Annotated in this window: 20 protein-coding genes; 11 read left to right on the plus strand and 9 right to left on the minus strand. The window is 66.0% G+C overall.

Going from position 1 to position 23,972, the window contains the following annotated elements:
• Positions 1–7: 7 nt before the first annotated feature.
• The 3 genes from hemW to rph all read right to left on the minus strand — a co-directional run bounded on the left by hemW (position 8) and on the right by rph (position 2,653).
• A complete protein-coding gene (hemW, locus tag IP65_RS04425) occupies positions 8–1,159 on the minus strand; it encodes a radical SAM family heme chaperone HemW (protein WP_022677509.1) in 1,152 nt (383 codons plus the stop codon).
• 151 nt (positions 1,160–1,310) lie between these two features.
• The gene (gene rdgB / locus IP65_RS04430; RefSeq protein ID WP_022677508.1) at positions 1,311–1,940 is read right to left on the minus strand and encodes an RdgB/HAM1 family non-canonical purine NTP pyrophosphatase; all 630 of its coding nucleotides are present in this window, start codon (positions 1,938–1,940) and stop codon (positions 1,311–1,313) included.
• Positions 1,937–2,653 carry a ribonuclease PH gene (rph, locus tag IP65_RS04435; RefSeq protein ID WP_022677507.1) on the minus strand — a complete coding sequence of 239 codons (717 nt, stop codon included), beginning with the start codon at positions 2,651–2,653 and terminating at the stop codon, positions 1,937–1,939. The genes rdgB and rph overlap by 4 nt, the downstream gene beginning before the upstream one ends.
• Before the next feature lie 135 nt (positions 2,654–2,788).
• On the opposite strand from rph, the gene hrcA reads away from it, so the two are divergent.
• The 3 genes from hrcA (at position 2,789) to IP65_RS04450 (ending at position 4,887) form a co-directional block, all read left to right on the plus strand.
• Complete coding sequence (hrcA, locus tag IP65_RS04440) at positions 2,789–3,865, plus strand: heat-inducible transcriptional repressor HrcA (protein ID WP_022677506.1); 1,077 nt, start codon at positions 2,789–2,791, stop codon at positions 3,863–3,865.
• Positions 3,862–4,428, plus strand: coding sequence for a nucleotide exchange factor GrpE (grpE, locus tag IP65_RS04445; protein ID WP_022677505.1), 567 nt, complete (start codon positions 3,862–3,864; stop codon positions 4,426–4,428). The genes hrcA and grpE overlap by 4 nt, the downstream gene beginning before the upstream one ends.
• Positions 4,429–4,635: 207 nt before the next feature.
• On the plus strand, positions 4,636–4,887 hold the full coding sequence (locus IP65_RS04450) for a glycine zipper domain-containing protein (protein WP_022677504.1): 252 nt from the start codon (positions 4,636–4,638) through the stop codon (positions 4,885–4,887).
• Here IP65_RS04450 and IP65_RS04455 read toward each other — a convergent pair whose 3' ends face one another.
• Positions 4,888–5,337: a hypothetical protein gene (locus tag IP65_RS04455; protein WP_054130974.1), complete on the minus strand. Its 450-nt coding sequence runs from the start codon at positions 5,335–5,337 to the stop codon at positions 4,888–4,890.
• A gap of 15 nt (positions 5,338–5,352) precedes the next feature.
• Positions 5,353–5,907, minus strand: coding sequence for a copper chaperone PCu(A)C (locus tag IP65_RS04460; protein WP_022677502.1), 555 nt, complete (start codon positions 5,905–5,907; stop codon positions 5,353–5,355).
• 178 nt (positions 5,908–6,085) lie between these two features.
• Here IP65_RS04460 and dnaK point away from each other — a divergent pair, with 178 nt between their 5' ends.
• Both dnaK and dnaJ read left to right on the plus strand, forming a co-directional pair.
• Positions 6,086–7,993, plus strand: a complete 1,908-nt coding sequence (gene dnaK / locus IP65_RS04465) for a molecular chaperone DnaK (RefSeq protein WP_054130975.1) — start codon at positions 6,086–6,088, stop codon at positions 7,991–7,993.
• A gap of 120 nt (positions 7,994–8,113) precedes the next feature.
• Positions 8,114–9,253: a molecular chaperone DnaJ gene (gene dnaJ / locus IP65_RS04470; RefSeq protein WP_022677501.1), complete on the plus strand. Its 1,140-nt coding sequence runs from the start codon at positions 8,114–8,116 to the stop codon at positions 9,251–9,253.
• Between the two features lie 98 nt (positions 9,254–9,351).
• Here dnaJ and IP65_RS04475 read toward each other — a convergent pair whose 3' ends face one another.
• Complete coding sequence (locus tag IP65_RS04475) at positions 9,352–11,751, minus strand: patatin-like protein (protein WP_054130976.1); 2,400 nt, start codon at positions 11,749–11,751, stop codon at positions 9,352–9,354.
• 189 nt (positions 11,752–11,940) lie between these two features.
• Between IP65_RS04475 and IP65_RS04480 the strand changes: the two genes are divergently transcribed.
• The 4 genes from IP65_RS04480 to IP65_RS04495 are packed head-to-tail and all read left to right on the plus strand — an operon-like array spanning position 11,941 to position 18,456.
• Entirely contained in the window at positions 11,941–13,326 is a 1,386-nt protein-coding gene (locus IP65_RS04480) for a TIGR03013 family XrtA/PEP-CTERM system glycosyltransferase (protein ID WP_022677500.1), read from the plus strand.
• 15 nt (positions 13,327–13,341) lie between these two features.
• Positions 13,342–15,492, plus strand: a complete 2,151-nt coding sequence (gene prsK / locus IP65_RS04485; protein WP_022677499.1) for an XrtA/PEP-CTERM system histidine kinase PrsK — start codon at positions 13,342–13,344, stop codon at positions 15,490–15,492.
• Entirely contained in the window at positions 15,492–16,868 is a 1,377-nt protein-coding gene (gene prsR, locus IP65_RS04490; RefSeq protein WP_054130977.1) for a PEP-CTERM-box response regulator transcription factor, read from the plus strand. Before prsK ends, prsR begins: the two co-directional genes overlap by 1 nt.
• A complete protein-coding gene (locus IP65_RS04495) occupies positions 16,861–18,456 on the plus strand; it encodes a lipopolysaccharide assembly protein LapB (RefSeq protein ID WP_082349782.1) in 1,596 nt (531 codons plus the stop codon). Before prsR ends, IP65_RS04495 begins: the two co-directional genes overlap by 8 nt.
• Before the next feature lie 7 nt (positions 18,457–18,463).
• Here IP65_RS04495 and panB read toward each other — a convergent pair whose 3' ends face one another.
• A complete protein-coding gene (gene panB / locus IP65_RS04500; RefSeq protein WP_054130978.1) occupies positions 18,464–19,333 on the minus strand; it encodes a 3-methyl-2-oxobutanoate hydroxymethyltransferase in 870 nt (289 codons plus the stop codon).
• Between the two features lie 228 nt (positions 19,334–19,561).
• Between panB and IP65_RS04505 the strand changes: the two genes are divergently transcribed.
• On the plus strand, positions 19,562–21,082 hold the full coding sequence (locus IP65_RS04505; protein ID WP_022675416.1) for an amino acid permease: 1,521 nt from the start codon (positions 19,562–19,564) through the stop codon (positions 21,080–21,082).
• Between the two features lie 88 nt (positions 21,083–21,170).
• Here the strand turns inward: IP65_RS04505 and IP65_RS04510 are convergent, their stop codons facing one another.
• Entirely contained in the window at positions 21,171–21,653 is a 483-nt protein-coding gene (locus tag IP65_RS04510) for a pyridoxamine 5'-phosphate oxidase family protein (protein ID WP_054130979.1), read from the minus strand.
• A 30-nt stretch (positions 21,654–21,683) separates the two neighbouring features.
• Positions 21,684–22,577: an alpha/beta fold hydrolase gene (locus IP65_RS04515; RefSeq protein ID WP_054130980.1), complete on the minus strand. Its 894-nt coding sequence runs from the start codon at positions 22,575–22,577 to the stop codon at positions 21,684–21,686.
• Between the two features lie 147 nt (positions 22,578–22,724).
• On the opposite strand from IP65_RS04515, the gene IP65_RS04520 reads away from it, so the two are divergent.
• Positions 22,725–23,972, plus strand: a complete 1,248-nt coding sequence (locus tag IP65_RS04520; protein ID WP_054130981.1) for a putative DNA modification/repair radical SAM protein — start codon at positions 22,725–22,727, stop codon at positions 23,970–23,972.

Consider the following 23,972-nt stretch of genomic DNA (forward strand, 5'->3'; position numbering starts at 1 on the left):
TGCGCCCTCAGCCCACCAACTCGGCCGGCACCAGTTCGGCCAGCAGCGCATCGAGCAGCGGCATGCCTGCCTCGGTCACCACCAGCCGCGTGCCCTCATCGCGCAGCAGCCCGCCACGCGCATGAAACGCGCGCTTGGCCGGATCGATCAGCGCGCTTTCGGCCAGGCCAAAGCGGCGGGAGAGGGCCGCCACGTCAACCCCTTCGTCCAGGCGAAGGCCCATCAATAGGGCCTCGCTGGCCTGCTCGGCCCGGCCCAGCGCGCGTTGTTCCACCAGGCCATGGCCTTGCTCTGCCACCGCGCGCAGATAGTTTTCCGGCTTGCGATGCCTGACCGTGGCAGTTTCCAGCCGCCGGCCATGCGCGCCCGGCCCGATCCCGGCATAGTCGCCATAGCGCCAATAGGTCAGGTTGTGGCGGCTTTCCTCGCCGGGGCGAGCGTGGTTGCTGATCTCGTAGGCGGGCAAGCCGGCCGCGGTCATGCGTTCGCGGGTCAGCGCAAACAGGTCGGCGGCGGCATCATCGTCAAGCGGGGTAAAGCGCCCTTCGCGCACCAAAGTGGCAAAGCGCGTGCCCGGTTCGATCGTCAGCTGATAGAGCGACATATGCCCGGTGCCCAGCGCCAGCGCCCGTGCCAGTTCGGCGTCCCACGTTTCCGGCGTGTGGCCCGGCCGGGCATAGATCAGGTCGAACGTAACGCGGGCAAAATGCCGCTGCGCCACGTCCACCGCTGCCAGTCCCTCGGCTGCATTGTGCAGGCGGCCGAGGAAATGCAGCGTCTCATCGTCCAGCGCCTGAAGGCCCAGCGACACGCGGTTGATGCCCGCGCTCGCCAGCGCGGCAAAATTGGCCGCTTCGACCGACGATGGGTTTGCTTCCAGCGTGATCTCGATATCGCTGGCCAGGCGCCAGTGCTGCCCCGCCGCTTGGATCAGCCGCGCCACCAGCGCGGGCGGCATCAGCGAGGGCGTGCCACCGCCAAAGAAGATCGAGGTCAACTCCCGCCCCGGCAGCAGCGCGGCTTCATGCGCCATGTCGGCCAGCAGCGCGCTTTCCCATGCCGCCATGTCGGTCTTGGCGCGCACATGGCTGTTGAAGTCGCAATAGGGGCACTTCGCGAGGCAGAACGGCCAGTGGATATAAAGCGCGAGGGGGGGCATTTGTTCTCCGGTTCGGGGTGTTGCGTAAGGTCTCTCACCACCCCCCGACCCCCTCCTCTGAAGAGGAGGGGGAGAGCGGCCAAATAAGCACCCTCCTCTTCAGAGGAGGGGGTCGGGGGTGGTGGCAGTTCCTGCGCTAACCCAGCCCCTTCTACCCCGCAAACTGCGCGGCGACCAGCTTGGCAAAGGCATCGGCGCGATGGCTGATGGCGTGCTTTTCGGCCGGATCGAGTTCGGCAAAGGTGCGCGTATCGCCCACCGGCACGAACACCGGGTCATAGCCAAAGCCCAGCGTGCCGCGCGGCGGCCAGGTCAGCGTGCCATCGGCCCGCCCTTCATAGCTGACCGCTTCGCCATCGGGCCAGGCAATCGCCAGAACGCACGAAAACCAGCAGTCGCGCGGGGCATCCGGGCCCAGCTCGGCCAGCTTGCCCTCAACCTTGCCCATGGCCATGTACCAGTCGCGGCCAGGCCCACCTTCAAAGGGCGCCGCTTCCGCCCAATCGGCGGTATAGACGCCGGGCGCGCCGGCCAGCGCGGCCACCGAAAGCCCGGAATCGTCAGACAGCGCCGGCAGGTTGGCGGCGCGCGCCGCTGCGTGCGCCTTGATCAGCGCGTTTTCCACAAAGGTCGTGCCGGTTTCCGCCGGTTCGGGCAGGCCAAGCTCGCCCGCCGACAAGCATTCCAGGCCATAGGGGGCCAGCAGCGCCTGGATTTCGCGCAGCTTGCCCTTGTTGTGCGTGGCGATGACCAGCTTGCCGGGGGCGAGCGTGCGGCTCACCGGGCCACGGCCTTTTCCTGCGCGGCAAAGATATCGGCGCAGCCCAGGCGCGCCAGGCGCAGCAGGCGCAGCAGCGCTTCTTCGTCATAGGTCGCGCCTTCGGCGGTTGCCTGCACTTCGGCGATGTGGCCGCCTTCGATCAGCACGAAGTTGGCATCGGCATCGGCCGAGCTGTCTTCGATATAGTCGAGATCGAGCACCGGCGTGCCCTTGACGATCCCGCACGAGATCGCCGCGACCTTGCGGGTCAGCGGATCGTCCTGGATCGCCCCGGCGTCCATCAGCTTCTGCACGGCCAGGCGCAGCGCGACCCATGCGCCCGAGATCGAGGCCGTACGGGTGCCGCCATCGGCCTGGATCACGTCGCAATCCAGCGTGATCTGGCGTTCGCCCAGCTTCTTGAGATCGGTTACGGCGCGCAAGCTACGCCCGATCAGGCGCTGGATTTCCTGGGTGCGGCCCGATTGCTTGCCCTTGGCCGCCTCGCGGCTGCCGCGGGTGTGGGTGGCGCGGGGCAGCATCGAATATTCTGCCGTCACCCAGCCTTCACCCTTGCCGCGCATGAACGGCGGCACGCGCTCTTCCACCGAGGCCGTCACCAGCACCTTGGTGTCGCCAAAGCCGATGAGGACCGAGCCTTCGGCATGCTTGGTGAAGTTGGTCTCGATGGTGATCGCCCGCATCTGATCGGCGGCGCGGCCGGAAGGACGCATGTTGAGGTTTCCTTGCAAGGGTGGGTGCCAGAATTGCGCGCTGCCTTGGCCGATTGCGTGATGGCCCGCAAGCAATTCCGCGCGGCATGCAATTCCCTTGAGCCTTGGGCCAAGGCTTCTACATATGGCTCTGGTATGAACGGCTCCACGCTTACCGATCTGTCCAACCGCGCCCGCGATATCTTCCGCCTGGTGGTGGAGGGCTATATCGCCTCGGGCCAGCCGGTCGGCTCCAAGACGCTGGCCGGCGCGGGCGGGGTCAACCTGTCGCCCGCCTCGATCCGCTCGGTATTGCAGGAACTCCAGGATGCTGGGCTGCTGGCCGCGCCGCACACCAGCGCCGGGCGCATGCCCACCGAAATGGGCCTGCGGCTGTTCGTCGACGGCATCATGCAGGTCGCCCAGCCGAGCGAGGCCGAACGCGCGCAGATCGAACGCGGCCTCAAGCGCACCCGCGCGCAGGGCGGAACGATCGAGGCGGCCCTGGCGGCGGCAACCTCGGCGCTGTCAGAGCTTTCGGCCGGGGCAGGGGTGATCATGGTGCCGCGCCACGAACCGCGGCTGATGCAGCTTTCGTTCGTATCGTTGTCGCCCACGCGCGCGCTGGCCGTGCTGGTGGCCGAAGACGGTGGCATCGAAAACCGCGTGATCGATCTGCCGGCGCCCACCGCGCCCTTCATGCTGGAACAGGCCTCCAACTACCTCACCGCACGGCTGGCGGGCCGCACCCTGGCCGAGGCGGTCGCCGCGATCCGCGCCGAAATTGCCGGCGGGCGCAGCGCGCTCGATGCTGCCAGCGCCGATCTGGTGCAGCGCGGCCTGGCAGTATGGAGCATGGACGCGGCCCAGCGCCCGGTCCTGGTGGTGCGCGGCCAGGCCAACCTTCTAGATGAAGCCGCGCTGGGCGATATCGAGCGGGTGCGCCTGTTGCTCGATGAACTGGAAAGCGCCGAGGCGATTGCCGGCGTGCTCGACGCCGCGCGCGAGGCGCAGGCCACGCGCATTTTCATCGGCAGCGAGAACCGCCTGTTCTCGCTTTCGGGGTCCTCGGTGATCGCTTCGCCCTGGCGCGACGGCGAGGGGCGGGTGGTCGGCGTAGTGGGGGTGATCGGGCCAACGCGGTTGAATTATGCGCGCGTCGTCCCCATGGTGGATTTCACGGCCCAATCCTTGGGCAAACTTATCGGACAAGACGGATTTTCACGCAAATGACGGATAACGAGACGCGCCCGCAAGATGCAGAGCTGGAAGCCGAACTGGCTGGCGTGCCCGAGGATTTGAAGGAATCCGGCGCCGCTGGCCACGATACCGAGCTGGCGGCCCTGCGCGAATCGCTCGAGGTGGCCAAGCAGGACGTGCTCTATGCCAAGGCGGAGACACAGAATGTGCGCCGCCGCATGGAAAAGGACATTGCCGATGCGCGCGCCTATGCCGCCACCAGCTTTGCCCGCGACATCCTGTCGGTGGCCGACAACCTGGCCCGCGCACTGGAAACCATCCCGGCCGACCTGCGCGAGGACGACAAGTTCAAGAACCTGGTAACCGGCCTGGAAGCCACCGGGCGCGAGATCGAAAAGGTTTTCGGCAACCACGGCATCAGCCGGATTGCCGCCAAGGGCATGCCGCTCGACCCGCATCAGCACCAGGCCATGATGGAAGTGCCCTCGGCCGAGCATGAACCCGGCACCGTGGTGCAGGAACTGCAGGCCGGCTACACCATCAAGGACCGCCTGCTGCGCCCGGCCATGGTCGTGGTGGCCAAGAAGCCGGATTGATTTTCGTGTGTGGCTAAAGGGTCGACACCACCCCCAACCCCCTCCTCTGAAGAGGAGGGGGCTTACGATTCAATGCCTTAACTCCCCATCCTCTTTACAGGAGGGGGTTGGGGGGTGGTGGCGGCCAAAAACCACGCTTTTGTGGAACCAACCGCCCGCTTCCATCGTAATATCCTGTGACAACGGGAGGGCGATGGAGGAATTGCCATGGGTAAGAAGTTCCTGATCCCCGCCGCCATTGCGCTTGGTGCCCTGTCGCTGGGCGGTTGTGCGCGCAACTATGCCGGTGAAGGTGGCCTGGCCGGGGCTGGCGTCGGCGCTGCCGTGGCCGGCATTTCCGGCGGCAATATCGGCACTGGCGCAGCGATCGGCGGCGCAGTGGGCGCTGCCGCCGGCTCGCAGGTCAAAAAGGATTGCTGGCGCACCGACGCCGATGGCCGCAGCTATCGCGTCTGCTGATCAAAACGGCAGGACTGCCCGATAGGCCGCCAGCGGTGGCTTGTCGGGCAGTGCCATGCCTTGCTCCAGCAGGAAGGCGTGGCGCACGATTTCGGCCTGTTGTTCTAGGCCATAGCGGGCAAACGGCTTGCCCGGCACCAAATCATAGGCATAGCGACAGAACGGATGGCGCTGCAGGGGCAGGAAGACGCCCCGCTGCCATTGCCACACGTGGCACAATTCGTGGATCAGCAGTCCTTGCAGGCTGAGGCGCTCTTGCGCGAAATCGGCTGACCAGAAATCTGCGCCGGGGTGAAAGTGGATGTGCCCCATCGGCGCCATCACCACGTTCACCCCTTGAAACGGCCACCAGCGGCGGCGCCGCACTTCCACCCGCTGCCAATCGATCGCCGCGCCATAGACGCTGCGTCCCAGCGCCATTTCGCCCGGCGTCAGCTTGCGCGCGACCATGATGGCGCGCTGACCTTACATATGATCCATGTGGTCCATGCTGCCGCCTGCGGCGGTGCTTGCGGCTGCGGCGCCGGGCGCGACGACCTTGGCCTTGGTCGTTGCCTTGTCACCGTTGTCGAGCGTGATGGTGAGTTCGGTCACCCCGCCGGCCTTGAGCGTGGGGGCGAGGTCGAACAGCATCACGTGGTTGGCACCGGGCTTGAACTCCACGCTCTTGCCCGATTGCAGCGGCACCGCCTTGAGCGGTGACATCTGCATCATGCCATCCTTCATCGCGCTTTCATGCATTTCCGCGCGGCCCGCGCCATCGACATGCACGGCCACCAGCTGGCGGTCGGGCCCGCTGCCCTGCGCCAGGGTGAAATAGGCAACGCCCGGATTGCCGGCCACGGCGGGCAACTGCACGGTCGCATCGGTCAGCGTGGTGCCCGGTGCGTTTTCGGGCGTGGCATCGAGGCTTGCGGCAACGCTGGGGCTTTCCTGCGGCGCAGGCTTGCTGCATCCCGCCAGGGCAAGGCCCGAAGCCAGGGCAAGACAGGCCATGCCGGCCAGAACAGGTGCGCGCATGCGATGCGATCCTTCTTTTCAAGCGAGGTGAAAATGTGACGCAGCCATAGCACGCGCGGGGCTTGTGCCAAGCGCAAGCGCACCTATATCCCGCCCGTAACGAGCCGCCAAGGTGGCGCCTGCCCACAAGGGGGACGCCCGATTAAGCGGTGTCAACACGCGAAGGATATGGGGAAACATGGCTAAAGTTATTGGTATCGACCTCGGCACGACCAACAGCTGCGTCGCGGTGATGGACGGGGGCACGCCCAAGGTCATCGAGAATTCGGAAGGCGCGCGCACGACGCCTTCGATCGTGGCTTTCACCAAGGATGGTGAGCGCCTGATCGGTCAGCCGGCCAAGCGCCAGGCCGTGACCAACCCTGACAACACGATCTTTGCGGTCAAGCGTCTGATCGGCCGTCGTTTCGACGATCCGCTGACCCAGAAGGACACCCAGCTGGTGCCCTACACGATCACCAAGGGCAAGAACGGCGATGCGTGGGTTGCGGCTGGCGGCCAGGATTACAGCCCGTCGCAGATTTCGGCCTATACCCTTCAGAAGATGAAGGAAACCGCCGAAAGCTACCTGGGCGAAACCGTGACGCAGGCAGTGATCACCGTGCCGGCGTACTTCAACGACGCGCAGCGCCAGGCGACCAAGGACGCCGGCCAGATCGCCGGCCTTGAAGTGCTGCGCATCATCAACGAGCCGACTGCGGCCGCGCTGGCCTATGGCCTCGACAAGCAGGACGGCAAGACCATTGCCGTGTACGACCTTGGCGGCGGCACGTTCGACATCTCCATCCTCGAAATCGGCGATGGCGTGTTCGAGGTGAAGTCCACCAACGGTGACACGTTCCTGGGCGGTGAAGACTTTGACACCGCGCTGGTCGAATACCTGGCGGACAAGTTCAAGGGCAAGGAAGGCCTTGATCTGCGTGGCGACAAGCTTGCCCTGCAGCGTCTCAAGGAAGCGGCGGAAAAGGCCAAGATCGAACTGTCTTCGGCCCAGACCACCGAAATCAACCTGCCCTTCATCACCGCGCGCATGGAAGGTGGCAGCACCACCCCGTTGCACCTGGTGGAAACCATCACCCGTTCGGACCTCGAACGCCTGGTCGGCAAGCTGATCGAGCGCACGCTCGAGCCCTGCCGCAAGGCGCTGGCCGATGCCGGCCTTTCGGCCAAGGACATCGACGACGTGGTGCTGGTCGGCGGCATGACCCGCATGCCCAAGGTGCGCGACGTGGTGAAGGACTTCTTCGGCAAGGATCCGCACACCGGCGTGAACCCTGACGAAGTCGTGGCCATGGGCGCGGCCATCCAGGCCGGCGTGCTCCAGGGCGACGTCAAGGACGTGCTGCTGCTCGACGTGACCCCGCTTTCGCTGGGTATCGAAACGCTGGGCGGCATCATGACCAAGATGATCGACCGCAACACCACGATCCCGACCAAGAAGAGCCAGGTCTACTCGACCGCGGAAGACAACCAGCAGGCCGTGACCATCCGCGTGTTCCAGGGTGAACGCGAAATGGCGCAGGACAACAAGCTGCTGGGCCAGTTCGACCTGCTCGGCATTCCGCCCGCACGGCGCGGCGTGCCCCAGATCGAGGTGACGTTCGACATCGACGCCAACGGCATCGTCAACGTGTCGGCCAAGGACAAGGGCACCGGCAAGGAACAGCAGATCCGCATCCAGGCATCGGGCGGCCTGTCCGACGCCGATATCGACCAGATGGTGCGCGATGCTGAAAAGTTCGCGGCTGACGACAAGAAGCGCCGCGAGGCGGCCGAGGCCAAGAACAACGCCGAAAGCCTGGTCCACGCCACCGAGCGCCAGCTCGAAGAGCATGGCGACAAGGTCGACGCGGGCCTCAAGGCCGAAATCGAGGCAGCCCTGGCAGAAGCCAAGACCGCGATCGAAAGCGGCAATGCCGAAGACATGACCGCCAAGACCCAGGCTCTCACCGACAAGGCGATGAAGCTGGGCCAGGCGATCTATGAAAAGGAACAGGCCGGTGCCGCCTCTCCGGGGGCAGAAGCGCCCAAGGACGATGGCGTGGTCGACGCCGAGTTCTCGGAAGTGGACGACACCAAGGCTTGATCTGCAACATGACCCCCTCTCTTGCCGCGCAGCGCGGCAAGGGACGGGGAGAGGGGACCAGGAACGCCTTTAACATGGCATTGCCCAGGCCCTCTCCCCGTGCGGGGCGAGGGCTTTGTTATGGCAGTTGAAGCCGATTATTACGAATTGCTGGAAGTGGAACGGACGGCTGATGACAAGGTCATCAAGTCTGCGTTCCGCAAGCTGGCGATGAAATTCCACCCCGACAAGAATCCGGGGTGCCAGGATTCCGAGGCCAAGTTCAAGCAGATCAACGAGGCCTATGCCTGCCTCTCCGATCCGCAAAAGCGCGCCGCCTATGATCGCTATGGCCATGCCGCGTTCCAGCAGGGCGGCCCCGGTGGCGGCGGTGCAGGCGGTTTTGGCGGCGGCGATTTCGGCGACATCGGCGATATCTTCGAAACGATCTTCGGCGGTGCCTTTGGTGGCGGTGGCGGCCGGCAGCAAAGCCGGCGCGGCGCCGATTTGCGCTATGACATGGAAGTGACGCTGGAAGAGGCGTTCCATGGCAAGACCGCCGAAATCAGTGTCGAGGTTTCGCAGACTTGCGAACCGTGCAGTGGTTCCGGCGCCACGCCTGGCACTTCTGCCCGCCGCTGCAACCTGTGCGGCGGACATGGCAAGGTGCGCGCACAGCAGGGCTTTTTCATGGTGGAGCGGGCCTGCCCCAACTGCCACGGTCGCGGCGAAGTGATCGAAAAGCCCTGCCGTCATTGCCGTGGCGAAGGCCGCGTCGATGCGCCGCAGACCTTGGCGGTGGATATTCCCGCCGGCGTCGATACCGGCACGCGCATCCGCCTGGCCGGCAAGGGCGAGGCCGGGCCCAATGGCGCTCCGGCGGGTGATCTCTACATCTTCCTGCACATTGCCCGGCACAAGGTGTTCGAGCGCGACGGCACCACCCTGCTGACTCGCGCCCCGATCAGCTTCACCACCGCAGCCCTGGGTGGAGAAATCGAGATCCCCGGCCTGGACGGCAGCCGCCACGCGATCGAGATTCCCGCCGGCATCCAATCGGGCAAGCAGCTGCGCAAGCGCGGCGCGGGCATGCCCGTGCTGCAAGGGCGCGGCTCGGGCGATCTTGTCGTGGAAATCCAGGTGGAAACGCCCACCAAGCTTTCGGCGCGCCAGCGCGAACTGCTGCGCGAATTTCAGAGCACCGAAACCGGCGAAGAATGCCCGCAATCCAAGGGCTTTTTCGAACGCATCAAGGATGCCTGGACCGATTTGACGGAATAACGTTTGGCTTTGGTTTGGCGCGGTTTTCGCAAATGCCCGCGCCAGGCCTAACACCACCCCCAACCCCCTCCTCTGAAGAGGAGGGGGCTTTTTTATGTCTACTCCCCATCCTCTTTAGAGGAGGGGGGCGGGGGGTGGTGGAAGCCACCATCAAACCTCGCCAAAACCTCCGCTCGCACGCTTGGCACCAACTCAGCGTCTGCCCGTAAGCGCCGTTCCTCTTCGGCCAAGATCGCCAGGAACGCATCGCGCTTGAAGGTCTCGATCAAAGCAGCATCAAGCGGCTCGTCCAGCGTTGAACAGAGCATGTCGATCAGCCGTTCCGCACCATTGAGCCGGCCCCACAGATAGTCATTCTCGCGCCAGGCACGGCTGAAGAACGCGCCGAAGTGGGTAAAGGCAATGCCCTTGAGGCAGGCGCGCGTGCCGCCGCTGCGGATGGCGGTGGCGTCTTCGGGCGAAATACGATCGACCTTGACCGGGTCGAACTCACCCAGGCCATCGCCCTGGAACAGCGGCAGCGTGGCCACGTCATAAAACGGAAAGCCCAGATAGGCGTGCAAGAAACGGCGGCGCAGCGCCTTGTCCATCATGCCCAGCGCATGGACGAACAGCCCATCCACTTCATCATCCAGCCGCGCCAGATCGCGCCGCGCGGCAATCGCGGTCAGCACCGCGCCGGGGTCTTCGCGCACCACGGCCGCGCTGGCGGCAAAGCCGGGGCCAAGGCCGCTCAGGCTGGCCCGCGCCTGATAAAGCGCCTGGGCACGATAGACCACGTCGCGCGCCGCCTCACGCGCGGCCGGGTCGATGCCGGCGGCTTCGTCCCAATCGGCGGTCAGCCGGCGGGCCAAGAGTTTCAGGCGGCGGATGCGAAATGCCAGATCGTGGGCGCGGAAAAAGGCGATGGCCGGCGCCGTCGCACCTGCGCCGCGCGCGCTCAGGTTGTCGAGGCCAAGCTGGTTGAGGTGGCGCCACAGGGCTTCTTCCACCCCGGCGTTGTCATCGGCGGGCAGGGCCTGGGTGATCACCTCGGCCAGATCGGCGACGATCCCCGCCAGCTTGACCTGGGCATAGCCATGAAACGCATAACCAGCCTGCTCGGCGGCGGCCTGCTGCGCCCGTGCCCGCCAGGTGATCAGGCGCTTGGGGTTGGGCCAATCGAAAAACAGCGTGTGGCCAAACAGCTTGGCCACGGTTTCCTCGATCTCGCCCTGCAGCGAATCGACGATCGCGCGCAGGCGCAGGCGTTCGCGCGATTGCCGCTCCAGCGCCTCCAGGTTGTCGCGAATCGGCTGCTCTCGCGGGATGGTGGACAGCGCGCCAAAGATCGCCGCGATAAACCCCACGGGCGCGGCTGCGGGCGCGGCATCGCCGGGCGCGTGTGGCGCGGGATCGAGATAGACGAAACGCCGGTCCACCTCGCGCCGGGATGGGCGGCTGCCCAGCGCGGCCATGGCCGGCGCGAACGGGCGGTTGACCAGCACGGCGCCGTCGACCAGCGCGGCCTGGTCCACCGTGCCACGCCGCCAGCGATTGGGCATGATCCGCTGCAGAAAGGCCGAGCGGCCCCGCCAGGTTTCGCCGCGTTCGGCCACCAGGCGGTCAATCTCGGCAATGGTCAGCGGCGGAAACGCACCGGGAAAGCTCGCTGTGGCGCGCGCGGCCAGCACCAGTTCGGGCAGCGGGGCCAGGCCTTCGCCGGTATGGGCGCGGGCCTCGGCGCGAAAGCCGATGCCCAGGCGGTGTTCGTTTTCCTCTACCAAGGGCGGGCTGTTGAGCCGCAGCGGCGCGGGATGGCCGGCAAAATCGGTGGCCGTCACCATCAGATCGATCGGGTGGCCCGGTGGCAGCAGCGGTGCGGCATTGCCGCTGCGCGCCATCGCATCGAGCGCCTCGGCCAGCAGGCGGGAAAAGCCGATGCCGCTGAACGGCGGGGCAAACCAGCGTGCGCGGATCAGGCGCGAAATCTTGCGGCGCACTTCGCCCCAGGCCTTGCTGTGGCGCGTTTCCTGATCCACCTGCTGCGCCAGTTCGCCGCCCGGCGCGCGAAGCGCGGGCCAGCGCAGCACGGCCCAGACCAGCGGCTGCGCCCAGAACTTGGCAAAGCGCCCCCATGGCCGCGCATCGGGATCGAGCAGGACGTCGCTATCGGCGCGGGCCAGCCACAGCCGGGTCAGCGGCTCCAGGCTTTGCCCGGTGGCAAGCGCTTGGCCCAGGAATACGGCGTTGATGCCACCGGCGCTGGCGCCCGAGAGGATATCGACCAGCACGCGCAGGCGCAGCCCGCGCTGGGCGTGGATGGTTTCCAGCAGGGCGATCCACACTGCTTCGATCCCCGGCTCTGGCACAGGGGCTGTGGCAGACCCGGCCTTGGCGTTGACCGCGCAACTGGCCCGCGACAGGTGCCACAGTTCCTTGGTAACCCCATGCATATACACCGCCAGGCTGATGCCGCCGGTGGAAACAAGGGCCAGGCGCAGTTCTTTCTGCCGCATGGCCAGACCATGGCAGGGATTGAAGCGCTCGACCAGTAGGGGCGAGAGGCTGTAAGCCGGTCCGACGCTATTAACCGCGACTTGTCAGATTCACCGACAATTTACCCGTGCGGGCCTATCCCCGCCACAGAACGATACGCGCAGTTACCGATCCGCCCCGGCAGGGCGCAGCTGGATACCCTTGGCCTGATGATCCGCTTGTTCAAACACTATATTCCCAACGCGGTCTTCCTGCTGGGAATCATCGATTTCTGGCTGCTGGTGCTGGCGGGTGAACTGGGCTGGGTGGTGCGTGCGCACCAGATCGGCATCGATGTGGGCTATGCCAGCGATCGCCTGTGGCCACTGCTTACCTTTGCCGTGCTGGTGCAGACCGCGATGGTCTCGGTCGGCGTCTATGGCTCTGACGCGCTGCGTTCGATGCGCTACGCCACGGCGCGGCTGATGGTGGCGGTCAGCCTTGGCATCATTGCGCTCTCGGTCGTCTATTTCCTGATCCCCGGCCACACGCTGTGGCGGTCCAACCTGTTCTACGCCATGGTCTTTTCCATGGTCCTGCTGGTTGGCGTGCGGCTGGTGCTGGGCGGGTTCCTCGGCACGGCGGCGTTTCGTCGCCGCGTGCTGGTGCTGGGTGCGGGCAAGCGCGCCGATCGCCTGCGCAAGCTGGGCGAGCGGCCCGAGGCCGGCTTCGTCATCGTCGGCTATGTCGCGATGAGCACGCAGCACCCGCTGATCGAGGAAGCGATCAGCCGCGACGCGCTGCCCAATCTGACGCGGTTTGTCGAAAACCTCGGCGTGAGCGAGGTGGTGCTCGCGCTGGAAGAGCGGCGCAATGCGCTGCCGCTGAAGGACTTGCTGCGGATCAAGACCACCGGCGTGCATGTGAATGACTTCTCCACCTTTGTCGAGCGCGAGACCGGCCGCGTCGATCTCGATACGGTCAATCCCAGCTGGCTGATCTTTTCCGATGGGTTTTCCTCGGGCCGCATGCTGTCGGGTGCGATCAAGCGCGCGTTCGATATCTGCGCCAGCGTGCTGCTGCTGGCGCTGACCGCCCCGATCATCGTGGTCTTTGCCATCCTGGTAAAGCTCGACAGCAAGGGGCCGGCGTTCTTCCGGCAAACCCGCGTCGGCCTCTATGGCGAGACGTTCAACCTCATCAAGCTGCGCTCCATGCGCACTGATGCCGAGGCCGGCGGCGCGCAGTGGGCCGCCAAGAACGATCCGCGCGTGACGCGCATCGGCCGCCTGATCCGCAAGCTGCGTATCGATGAACTGCCGCAGACCTGGACCGTGCTCAAAGGGCAGATGAGCTTTGTCGGTCCGCGCCCCGAACGGCCCGAATTCGTGTCAGACCTGGAAGAGCATCTGCCCTATTACGCAGAACGCCACATGGTGAAGCCGGGCATCACTGGCTGGGCGCAGATCAACTATCCCTACGGCGCCTCGATCGAGGATTCGCGGCACAAGCTGGAATACGATCTCTATTACGCCAAGAACTACACCCCGTTTCTCGATCTCTTGATCCTGCTGCAAACCCTGCGCGTCGTGCTGTGGCACGAAGGCGCGCGCTAAGCAGGCGCTGCCGCGATGCAGGCCCCTGTGGGATGGACAGGATTGGGCCAATGGGCCTTTGTGCTGGCGGCATTTGCCGGGCTGGTGCTGGGCGTGTGGCAGATCGACCGGCAACGGCGCGGCCGCCCGGTCAGCCGCGCCGGAATCGCGGCGGTGCTGGTTGGTGCGGTCTGGGCTCTGTTGCAGGCCGCATTGGGGCCGCACGCGCCCGTGGCGCTCTTGGCCGATATGGCGCGCAACCTGGCCTGGCTGCTGGTGGTCTATGCCCTCTTCGCCCGGGATGGACGGCATGAATCCGTAGCGCCGGTGCGGCCGGTGCTGATCGTGCTGGCCGTGGTCGAACTGCTCCAGGTCGTGCTTCTCGTGCTCGATTGGCGCTTTGCCGCGTTCCCGGTGGCACGGGCGATGATTTTCCAGATTGCGGTGATGCTGCGCCTGCTGGTGATCACCGGGGCGCTGGTGCTGGTCCACAATCTCTATGCCGGGGCGATGACCGCGCAGCGCAGCGCGGTACGCTGGACCTGCGCTGCCCTGGCGGTGATCTGGGGCTACGATCTCAATTTCTACACCATCGCCTATCTGGTGCGCGGCACGCCGGCCGAACTCGTCAGCCTGCGCGCGCTCGCCGCGTTGCTGGGCGTGGCCCTGCTCGCCGCTGGCGCCGTGCGCGAGCAGACCACCGGGCGCTTTTCGCCGTCGCGCACGGTGGCGTTCCAGTCGCTCTCGCTGCTGGTGATCGGCGGCTACATGCTGGTGATGGTCGGCGTGGCGCAGTCCATCGCCTGGGCAGGTGGCAGTGCCACGATGCTGACCCAGCTTGGCTTCGTGTTCGCCTCGTCGGTGCTGGTCCTGGCGCTGATGCCCTCTGGGCGCCTGCGCGGCTGGCTCAACGTCATGCTGTCCAAGCATTTCTTCCAGCACCGCTATGACTATCGCGCCGAATGGCTGCGCTTCAACGCCACGATCGGCCGGGGTGGGGCACGGGGGCCGGGCGGGATGACCAGTGGCGCGGGCGATACCGTGCCGTTGCATACCCGCGTGATCCAGGCCGTGGCCGATATCACCGACAGCGCGCGCGGCGCTTTGCTGGTGCCGGCCGATAGCGGCGAACTGGTCCTGGCGGCACGCTGGCAATGGCCCACGCTCGATGTGCCGGCCCAGGGGCTCGATGCAGCGGGCGCTGCCTTCTTCGAAACCCACGGCTTCATCGTCGATCTCGATGAAGTGCGCGGCGGCATCGATCACCGTGGCGAGGCACAGGCCACGCCCGTCTGGATGATCGAGGAAGAGGCCGTCTGGGCCCTGGTGCCGCTGCTCCATTTCGATCGACTGGTCGGCCTTGTCGTGCTCGGCCGCCCGGCCGTGGCGCGCCAGCTCGATTGGGAGGATTTCGATCTGCTGCGCGTGGTGGGCCATCAGCTGGCCAGCTACATCGCCGAAAACAACGGCCAGCTCGCGCTGCTCGAAGCCAGCCGCTTTGATGAATTCAACCGCCGCATCGCCTTCGTGATGCACGATATCAAGAACCTGGCGAGCCAGCTTGGCCTGCTGGCGCGCAACGCGCAGCGCCACGCCGACAATCCCGAGTTCCGCAAGGACATGCTCGTCACGCTGAGCAACTCGGCCGACAAGCTCAACGCCCTGATCGCCCGCCTGTCGCGCTATGGCGCCGGCAATGTGGAGCAACTCGCCGCGGTTGATGCCGTGGCGGTGGCCCAGGCGCTGGCCGGTCGCTGGCCGCATGGCGCCAGCGGGGCGCAAGTGGTGGTGACGGTGCATGGCCCCTGCACGATCATGGCCAACCGCGAAACGCTGGAGCAGGTGCTGGCCCACCTGGTGCAGAACGCCATTGATGCCAGCCCTGCCGGGCAAAGCGTGCGCGTCGAACTGCGCAGCGAGGCGCTGCACGGTTGCATCGACGTCATCGACACCGGCACCGGGATGAGCGCCGAGTTCGTGCGCAACAACCTGTTCAAGCCATTCGTTTCCACCAAGGCCGGCGGCTTTGGCATCGGTGCGTTCGAAGCGCGCGAACTGGTGCACGCCATGCGCGGCCGGCTCGACGTGGAAAGCCGGGAGGGGCTGGGCAGCCGCTTTTCCGTGCGCCTGCCGCTTGCTGCCGCCGCTGCCCTGTCCCCACCCTATTCCCAGCAGGACGTTGCATGATGACCGACACCCGCGCCAAGCAGCTGCCCAAGCTGCTCATCGTCGAAGATGATCCGGGCCTCCAGGCGCAGCTCAAGTGGGCCTACGAGGATTTCGAGGTGTTCATCGCCGGCGATCGCGCCAGCGCGCTCACGCTGTTGCGCGCCGAAGAGCCGGCAGTGGTCACGCTCGATCTGGGCCTGCCGCCCGATCCCGACGGGGTGAGCGAGGGCTTTGCCGTGCTGGACGAGATCATGGCAATCAAGCCTGACACCAAGGTTATCGTGGCCTCGGGCCACGGCGCGCGCGAATCCGCGCTGCGTGCCGTGGCGCAAGGGGCCTATGATTTCTATCCCAAGCCAGTGGATATCGACGCGCTGGGCCTGATCGTGCGCCGTGCCCTGCATCTTCACCGGATCGAGGCGGAAAACCTCAGCCTGGCCACGCGGGCGCCGGCCGATCACCGCGTCCTGGGCAACATGATCACGGCCGCGCCGGAAATGGTCAAGGTTGCCCGCACGATCGAGCGGGTGGCCAATACCAATGTCTCGGTCATGCTGCTCGGCGCCAGTGGCACCGGCAAGGAACTGCTGGCGCGTGGTCTGCACGAGGCATCGAGCCGCGCGAGCGGCGCTTTCGTGGCGATCAACTGCGCGGCGATCCCGGAAAACCTTCTGGAAAGCGAGCTGTTCGGCCACGAAAAGGGCGCGTTCACCGGTGCGGTCAAGACCACTGAGGGCAAGATCGAACTGGCCGACGGCGGCACGCTGTTCCTCGATGAAGTGGGCGATATTCCGCTGCAGTTGCAGGTCAAGCTGCTGCGCTTCCTGCAGGAACGCACGATCGAGCGGATCGGCGGGCGCCGCTCGATCGCGGTCGATACGCGGATCGTCTGCGCCACGCACCAGAACCTCGAGGCGATGATCGCCGAAGGGCGTTTTCGCGAAGACCTGTGGTATCGCCTCGCTGAAATCGTCGTGAAGATCCCCAGCTTGGCGCAACGGCCGGGCGATGCCACTTTGCTCGCCAAGGCGTTCCTCACCCGCTTTGCCGCGCAGATGAACCCCTCGGTCAAGGGCTTCGCCCCTGATGCCCTGGCCGCGATCGACGGATGGGGCTGGCCGGGCAACGTACGAGAGTTGGAAAACCGGGTGAAGCGCGCGGTGATCATGGCCGATGGCAAGCTGGTGGCGGCCGCCGACCTCGATCTCCCGCTGGCCGACGCCGGGGCAGACAATCCGCTCAACCTCAAGGCGGTACGCGAGGCGGCCGATCGCAAGGCAATCCGCCACGCCCTGGCGCGCAGCGAGGGCAACATTTCCAGCACCGCGCGTCTGCTCGGTATCAGTCGGCCGACGCTTTACGACTTGCTCAAGCAATATGACATGCATGGGTAACCGCAGGCGTGCCTTGCTCGTGTCGCTCGCGGCAACGCTCCTGGCCCTGGCGCCGGTGGGGCAGGCGGCGGCCGATGGCCCCCCGCTCGATGCGGTGCGGGCCAAGGCGCGGGCAGCGCTGGCGCGGCGCGATCCGATCTCGGCCGAAGTGGTCCTGCGCGAAGCCATGCGCCAGGGTGCGCCGGCCGATGCGCTGCGCGCCGATCTTGCCGCGGCGCTGCTGGCGCGCGGTGCTTTGGCCGATGCCCACACCCTGCTGGATGGCGCGGCGCAGTTCACGCCCGATACCGCCGCGCTCGGCTGGCGCATGCGCGGGCAACTGGCCCTGGCCGAAGGGCGCTTGCCCGCGGCGGGCCAGGCGTTTGACCAGGCCTTGCGGCTCACGCCCGACGACGCCGATCTGTGGGTGGCGATTGCCCGCCTGCGCTTTGCCGGGGGGGAGCAGGCGCAATCGGTGCAGGCGGCAGCACGCGCGGTGGCGCTGGCTCCGCGCAATGCCCGCGCCCTGGCGCTGCGCGGCATGCTGGTACGCGAGCAGTTCGGGCTGCGCGCGGCTCTTCCATGGTTCGAGCAGGGGCTCAGGATTCATCCCCAAGATCCTGATCTGCTGACCGAATATGCTGCCACTCTGGGTGACATGGGCCAGGCCCGCGCCATGCTGGTGGTGGTGCGCAAACTGGCCGAGGTGGACCCGGGCAACCCACGCGCGCTCTATTTCCAGGCCGTGCTGGCCGCCCGCGCTGGCAAGACCGAGCTTGCCCGCACCCTGCTGCAACGCACCGGCACCGCGCTGCGCGACATGCCCGCGGCCATGCTGCTGGGCGGCGTGCTGGAATATCGCGCGGGCAACTACAGCGTTTCGGCGGGATTGCTGGCGCGGCTGGTGCGGCTGCAACCCGCCAATCTCCAGGCGCAGCAATTGCTCGCCCGCGCCATCGCGCGCGAGGGCGATCTGCGCCAGGTGGCCTGGCGGTGGGATAGCGTGGCGCGGCAGCCCTTTGCCACGCCCTATCTGCAAGCCACGGTGGCGCGCGCCTGGCAGCGGCTGCGCCAGCCACAACGGGCCAAGGATTTGGCCAACGTTGCCGCCCGCATGGGCCCGATGCGGCCCTTCACGGCGATCCCGCCCGATCTGCCGCTGGGCGCGCTCGCGCTGCGCTATCAGGATGGCCCCAATTTTGCCGACGTGGCGGTGCCCTATGTCCGTGGCCTGCTCGCCGCGCGGCAGTTTGACCAGGCGCGGGCCGTTGCCGATCGGCTGCGCGCGGCCAATCCCGGCGCGGCCGAAGCCTGGCTTCTGGCCGGTGACACCCGCATGATCACCAATGACGCGCGCGGTGCGCTTGCCAGTTATGATGCCGCGGCGGCGATCCGGTTCAACGAACCGGTGCTACGCCGCATGGACGCAGCCCTGCGCGCGGCGGGCCGGGCCAGGGACGCCGACGCGATGACCGCGCGCTATCTGGCGCAAAATCCCGAAAGCCTCTTGGCGATGCGGCTGCTTGCCGTCGCCTGGGCGGGGGAAGGGCGCCAGACCGAAGCCCAGGCCATGGCCCGCGCCCTGGCGGCGCGGGGGCAGGTGCTTTAGGCGCGGATTACTTCGGCTGGTAGGTCTGCTCCGGCCCCGGAAACGCGCGCTCGCGCACTTCCTGGGCATAGTGGGCGGCCGCTTGCTCGATCGTGCCGGCCACTTCGGCATAGCGCTTCACAAAGCGGGGCACGCGCTCGAACATGCCGAGCATGTCTTCGGTCACCAGCACCTGGCCATCGCACTGGGCCGATCCGCCAATGCCGATCACCGGGCAGGGCACCGCCTGGGTGATGGCAATGGCCAGCGGTTCCACCACGCCTTCGGCCACGATGGCAAAGGCGCCGGCATCGGCCAGCGCGCGGGCATCGGCGAGGATCTTGTCGGCTTCGGCCTGGCTGCGGCCGCGCGCGCCATAGCCACCCAGCACGTTCACCGCCTGCGGCGTCAGGCCGACGTGGCCCATCACCGGGATGCCGCGCGCCACCAGGAACGCCACGGTTTCGGCCATGGCCGCGCCGCCTTCCAGCTTGACCCCGGCGCAGCCGGTGTCCTTGAGCAGCCGCGCCGCCGCCGCAAACGCCGCTTGTGGTGATGCTTCATAGCTGCCGAACGGCATGTCCACGATCACCACCGCGTGATATGAACCGCGCACCACGGCAGCGCCATGGGCGGCCATCATGTCGAGCGTGACCGGAACGCTCGATGGCAAGCCATAGATCACCTGGCCCAGCGAATCCCCCACGAGCAGGATATCGCAATGCGCATCCAGCAATTGCGCCTGGCGCGCGGTATAGGCGGTGAGCATCACGATCGGCTGCGTCGTCTTGCCATCCACCTTGCGCTGGCGAATGGCGGGCACCGACAGGCGCTTCATCGGCGCCGGGGTGGGATGGGCGCGGCTGGTGGCCGTGTCGAGCTGAAAGGTGGTGGACATGCGCACTGCTTTCCCAAAAGCTGGCCCGAAAAGCCGGTCAGGTGTGGCGCGCGCTTCTATACCATGGGGCAAAACCCGCAAGGGCAGGGGGCATTGGCACATGCAGATGAAAAAAGGCCCTTTGCCAAGCCATAGGTTGCCGCTAGCGTTGCGGCCCATGACCTGGTTACCGGTGCAACGTGTTGGCGTGGGGGTTCCCGCCGCACCGGTCCAAGGCGGGAGATTTCAATGTTTGGACGCGTCAAACCACTCGACGCTATTCTGGCGACAGCCGAAAAGAAATCATTGCACCGCTCGCTCGGTGCCTTCCAACTGACCATGCTGGGCGTTGGTGCCGTGATCGGCACCGGTATTTTCGTGCTGACCGCAGAAGCTGCGCAAAAGGCCGGGCCGGGCATGATGATCAGCTTCATCATCGCCGGCTTCGTCTGTGCGGTAGCGGCGCTGTGTTACGCCGAAATGGCAGCCATGGTGCCGGTCTCGGGTTCCGCCTATACCTATAGCTATGCCGTGATGGGCGAACTCGTCGCCTGGATGGTCGGCTGGGCGCTGATCCTGGAATATGCCATTGCCGCTGGTGCCGTGTCGGTGGGCTGGTCGGGTTACATGATCGGCTTTGTCCAGAACAGCCTGCACATAACCGTGCCGCTGGAATTGGTGCGTGGCCCGTTTGACGGTGGCCTGATCAACTTGCCGGCCATGGGTATTGCCGTGGTGATTACCGGCCTGCTGATCCTGGGCACCAAGGAAAGCGCCACGGTCAACGCGGTGCTGGTGGCGATCAAGATCGTCGCCCTAAGCCTGTTCATCGCGCTGACCATTCCGATGATCAAGGCAGGCAACTTCCAGCCGTTCGCGCCGCTGGGCTTCACCGGCATTTCCGGCGCTGCGGCATCGATCTTCTTTGCCTATGTCGGCTTCGACGCGGTTTCTACTGCGGCAGAAGAGACCAAGAACCCACAACGCAACATGCCGATCGGCCTGATCGGCAGCCTCGCGATCTGCACCGTATTCTACATGCTGGTGGCCGCTGGCGTGATTGGCACTGTTGGCGCGCAGCCGGTGTTCGGCCCCGGCCATGTTGCTCTGTCGCCCGGATCGCCCGCGCTATCGGATGCCTGCAAGGCGATCGGTGAAAACGCCGTGGTCTGCTCCAAGGAAGCCTTGGCGTGGACACTGCGTTCGGTCGGCCACCCAATGGTGGGCTGGCTGGTGGGCCTTGCCGCCATCCTGGCGCTGCCTTCCGTCATCCTGATGATGATGTTCGGCCAGACCCGCATCTTCTTCGTGATGAGCCGCGATGGCCTGCTGCCGGAATTCTTCTCCAAGATCCACCCGCGCTTCCACACGCCGCACGTGATCACGCTGCTCACCGGGGTGTTCGTGGCGCTGTTCGCCGCGTTCTTCCCGGTGGGCCTGCTGGCCGACGTGTCGAACTCGGGCACGCTGTTCGCGTTCGCGGCGGTGTCGATCGCGGTGCTGGTGCTGCGCCGGACCGATCCCACCCGCAAGCGTCCGTTCCGCACGCCGGCGGTGATGATCGTGGCCCCCATTTCGATCCTGGGCTGCATCTATCTGTTCGGCAGCCTGTCGGCCGCAACGATCCAGCTGTTCATCGGCTGGGCCGTGCTCGGCCTGATCGTGTACTATGCCTATAGCCGCAGCCGCAGCCATGTCGGCCGGGGCCTGACCGAAGTGCACGAAGGCGATGCTGACCTGCCGCCCAGCTCGGTGCCGCCGATCGACTGATCGCGCACCACCTTGGGCTAGCAAAAGAAAGGCCGCCGTTTCCCTGGGGAAGCGGCGGCCTTTGCCTATTGGAACGGGTTCGTTCCGTTTAGAGGCTGGTTTCGGCGTAGCCACCCTTGATGCTGTCGCCCACGGGCAGGCCCAGCGCCATCTTCACCGCGCCCATCACGCCCACTTCACCCGACCAGATTGCCGCTTCGCCCAGGTCCATGCGCAGGAACAGCAGGTTGGGATCGTTCTTGCCGCCCTGAAACCAGGATTCCACCATGCGGCTCCAATGCTTGTCGAGCAGGCCACGGTCGGTTTCCTCGGTCAGCGCGCCGGTGAAGCGGGCGAACAGGTCATGCCCCTTGGCGGCATAGGTCGCCGTGGCGCCACCTTGGGCAGCAAAGCGATTGTCGCGCGAGGTGAAGAACCAGATGGCATGGTTGGCATCGCGATCCAGTTGCGCGGTCATCGGCGCGGCGCTTTCTGGATCGGCATCCAATTGCAGCATCACGAAAGGCGAATGGGCCAGTTCCTTCCAGAACTTTTCCCTCAGTTCCGCCGGGTTGCCTTGGTCATAATGCATCGTTTCTCTCCTGTGAAAGGGGCGTTCGGGTCAGACGTTGGGGGTGATCAGCATTTGCGCCGTCACCGCATCGATCGCGGCCTGGCGATCATCCGGGCGACGCCCGGCCAGAAATTCGGTGAGGTCAGCGATCAGCCGCTCGGTTTCCGTGGCAAACACGCCGTGCGGCGCGCCGGAATATTCGACCAGCATGGCATGGGGGACGGCGCGGGCCACCGCGCGGCCGGTCGCCTCGATCGGCACGGTCTTGTCGCCTGTGCCGTGGATCACCAGCGTCGGCACCGTAAAGCTCGCCAGGTCACGGCGGAAATCGGTGGTGGCAAAGGCCTTTGCCGCGGCCAAGGTCGGCAGCAGCCCGGCTTGCATCGCGTGGTTCCACGACAGCGCGCGCTGTTCGTCGCTCACCGGTTGAGCCAAGAGGCCAACCCCATAGAAATCCTTGATGAACCCGGCCATGAACTTGGCCCGGTCGGCCAGCATGCCCTCGGTCATCTGGTTGAAGGTCTCTTGCGGCACGCCGTCAGGATTGTCTTCGGTCTTGGCCATGAACGGCACAACCGATGAAACCAGCGCCACCCGCCCGATGCCATCGGCACCGTGGCGCGAAAGATAACGGGCAATTTCCCCGCCACCCATGGAAAAGCCGACGAGGGCCGCGCCCGGTCGGGCGTCGGTGGCTGCCAGCACATCGGCGAGATCGTCGGCGAACGTGTCATAGTCATAGCCATGACCGGGCTGATCCGACCGGCCGAACCCGCGGCGATCGTAGGCAATGGCGCGATAGCCCGCGCCAGCCAGCGCATTCATCACCGGGTCCCAGCTATCGGCATTGAGCGGCCAGCCATGGATCAGCACCACGGCGGGACCTTGCCCCCAGGCCTTGACGTAAAGCTGGGTGCCATCGCGCGTCTTGATCATGGGCATGGTTGGGAAATCTCCGCAAATCGTCTGCCCCTCCGCGCCTATAACCGGTTGAGGGGGAAGAGCGTTCCGGTACCCTGCCCAAAATGCCGTGGGCGGTTCGCCGCATCGGCACTGGCATTGCCGGAAAGAAGAACGTATAAGGAACGAATGTCGCAACCCTCGGTCATGGAACGGCTCGGCATTCTGGCCGATGCCGCCAAATACGACGCTTCCTGTGCCTCATCCGGCACGGCCAAGCGCAACAGCGCCGGCGGCAAGGGCCTTGGCTCGACCGAGGGGATGGGCATCTGCCATGCCTATGCGCCCGATGGGCGGTGCATCTCGCTGCTCAAGATCCTGCTGACCAACCACTGCATTTTCGATTGCCACTATTGCGTCAACCGCAAGAGCTCCAACGTGCGCCGTGCGCGCTTCACGCCGCAGGAAGTGGCTGACCTGACGATAGCGTTCTATCGCCGCAACTATATCGAGGGGCTGTTCCTCTCGTCCGGCATCGTGCGGTCATCCAACCACACGATGGAGCAGTTGATCGAGGCGGCCCGCATCCTGCGCGAAGAGCATGAATTTCGCGGCTATATTCATCTCAAGACGATTCCCGAGGCTGACCCGGAACTCGTTGCGCGCGCCGGGCTCTATGCCGATCGCGTGTCGATCAACGTGGAACTGCCCACGCAGGCGGGGCTGGCGCGGCTGGCGCCCGACAAATCCACGCCGGTGATCGAAGGCGCGATGGCCAGTATCGGCAGCGCGATTGTCGAGGCGAAGGATGCGCGCAAGCGCTTCCGCCACGCGCCGCGCTTTGCCCCGGCCGGGCAATCGACCCAGATGATTGTTGGCGCCGACCAGGCCAGCGACGCTGATATCGTCGGCCGCTCGGCCACGCTCTACAGCCGTTTTCGCCTGCGCCGCGTCTATTATTCCGCGTTCAGTCCGATCCCCGATGCCAGTGCGGTCTTGCCGCTGCAACGCCCGCCCCTGATGCGTGAACACCGGCTCTATCAGTCTGACTGGCTGATGCGGTTTTATGGCTTTGCTCCGCACGAGGTGCAGCAGGCGGCCGATGCGGGCGGCATGCTGCCGCTGGATATCGATCCCAAGCTCGCCTGGGCGCTGCGCTTTCGCGATGCTTTCCCGGTCGATGTGAACCGCGCCCCGCGCGAGGCGCTGCTGCGCGTGCCTGGCCTCGGTGTGCGCGCCGTCAATGCATTGCTTTCGGCCCGGCGGCAGCGCCGGCTGCGACTGGAAGACGTGGGCCGGCTGACGGTCTCGCTCACCAAGGTGCGGCCCTTCATCGTCACGGCCGATTGGCGGCCCACGCTGCTGGTCGACCGGGCAGACCTGCGCGCCAGCCTGGCCCCGCACAAGGCGCGGCAGCTCGAACTGTTCGGCACCTGA

Origin of the sequence: Novosphingobium sp. AAP1 (assembly GCF_001295765.1) — a bacterium.
Classification (GTDB): domain Bacteria; phylum Pseudomonadota; class Alphaproteobacteria; order Sphingomonadales; family Sphingomonadaceae; genus Novosphingobium; species Novosphingobium capsulatum.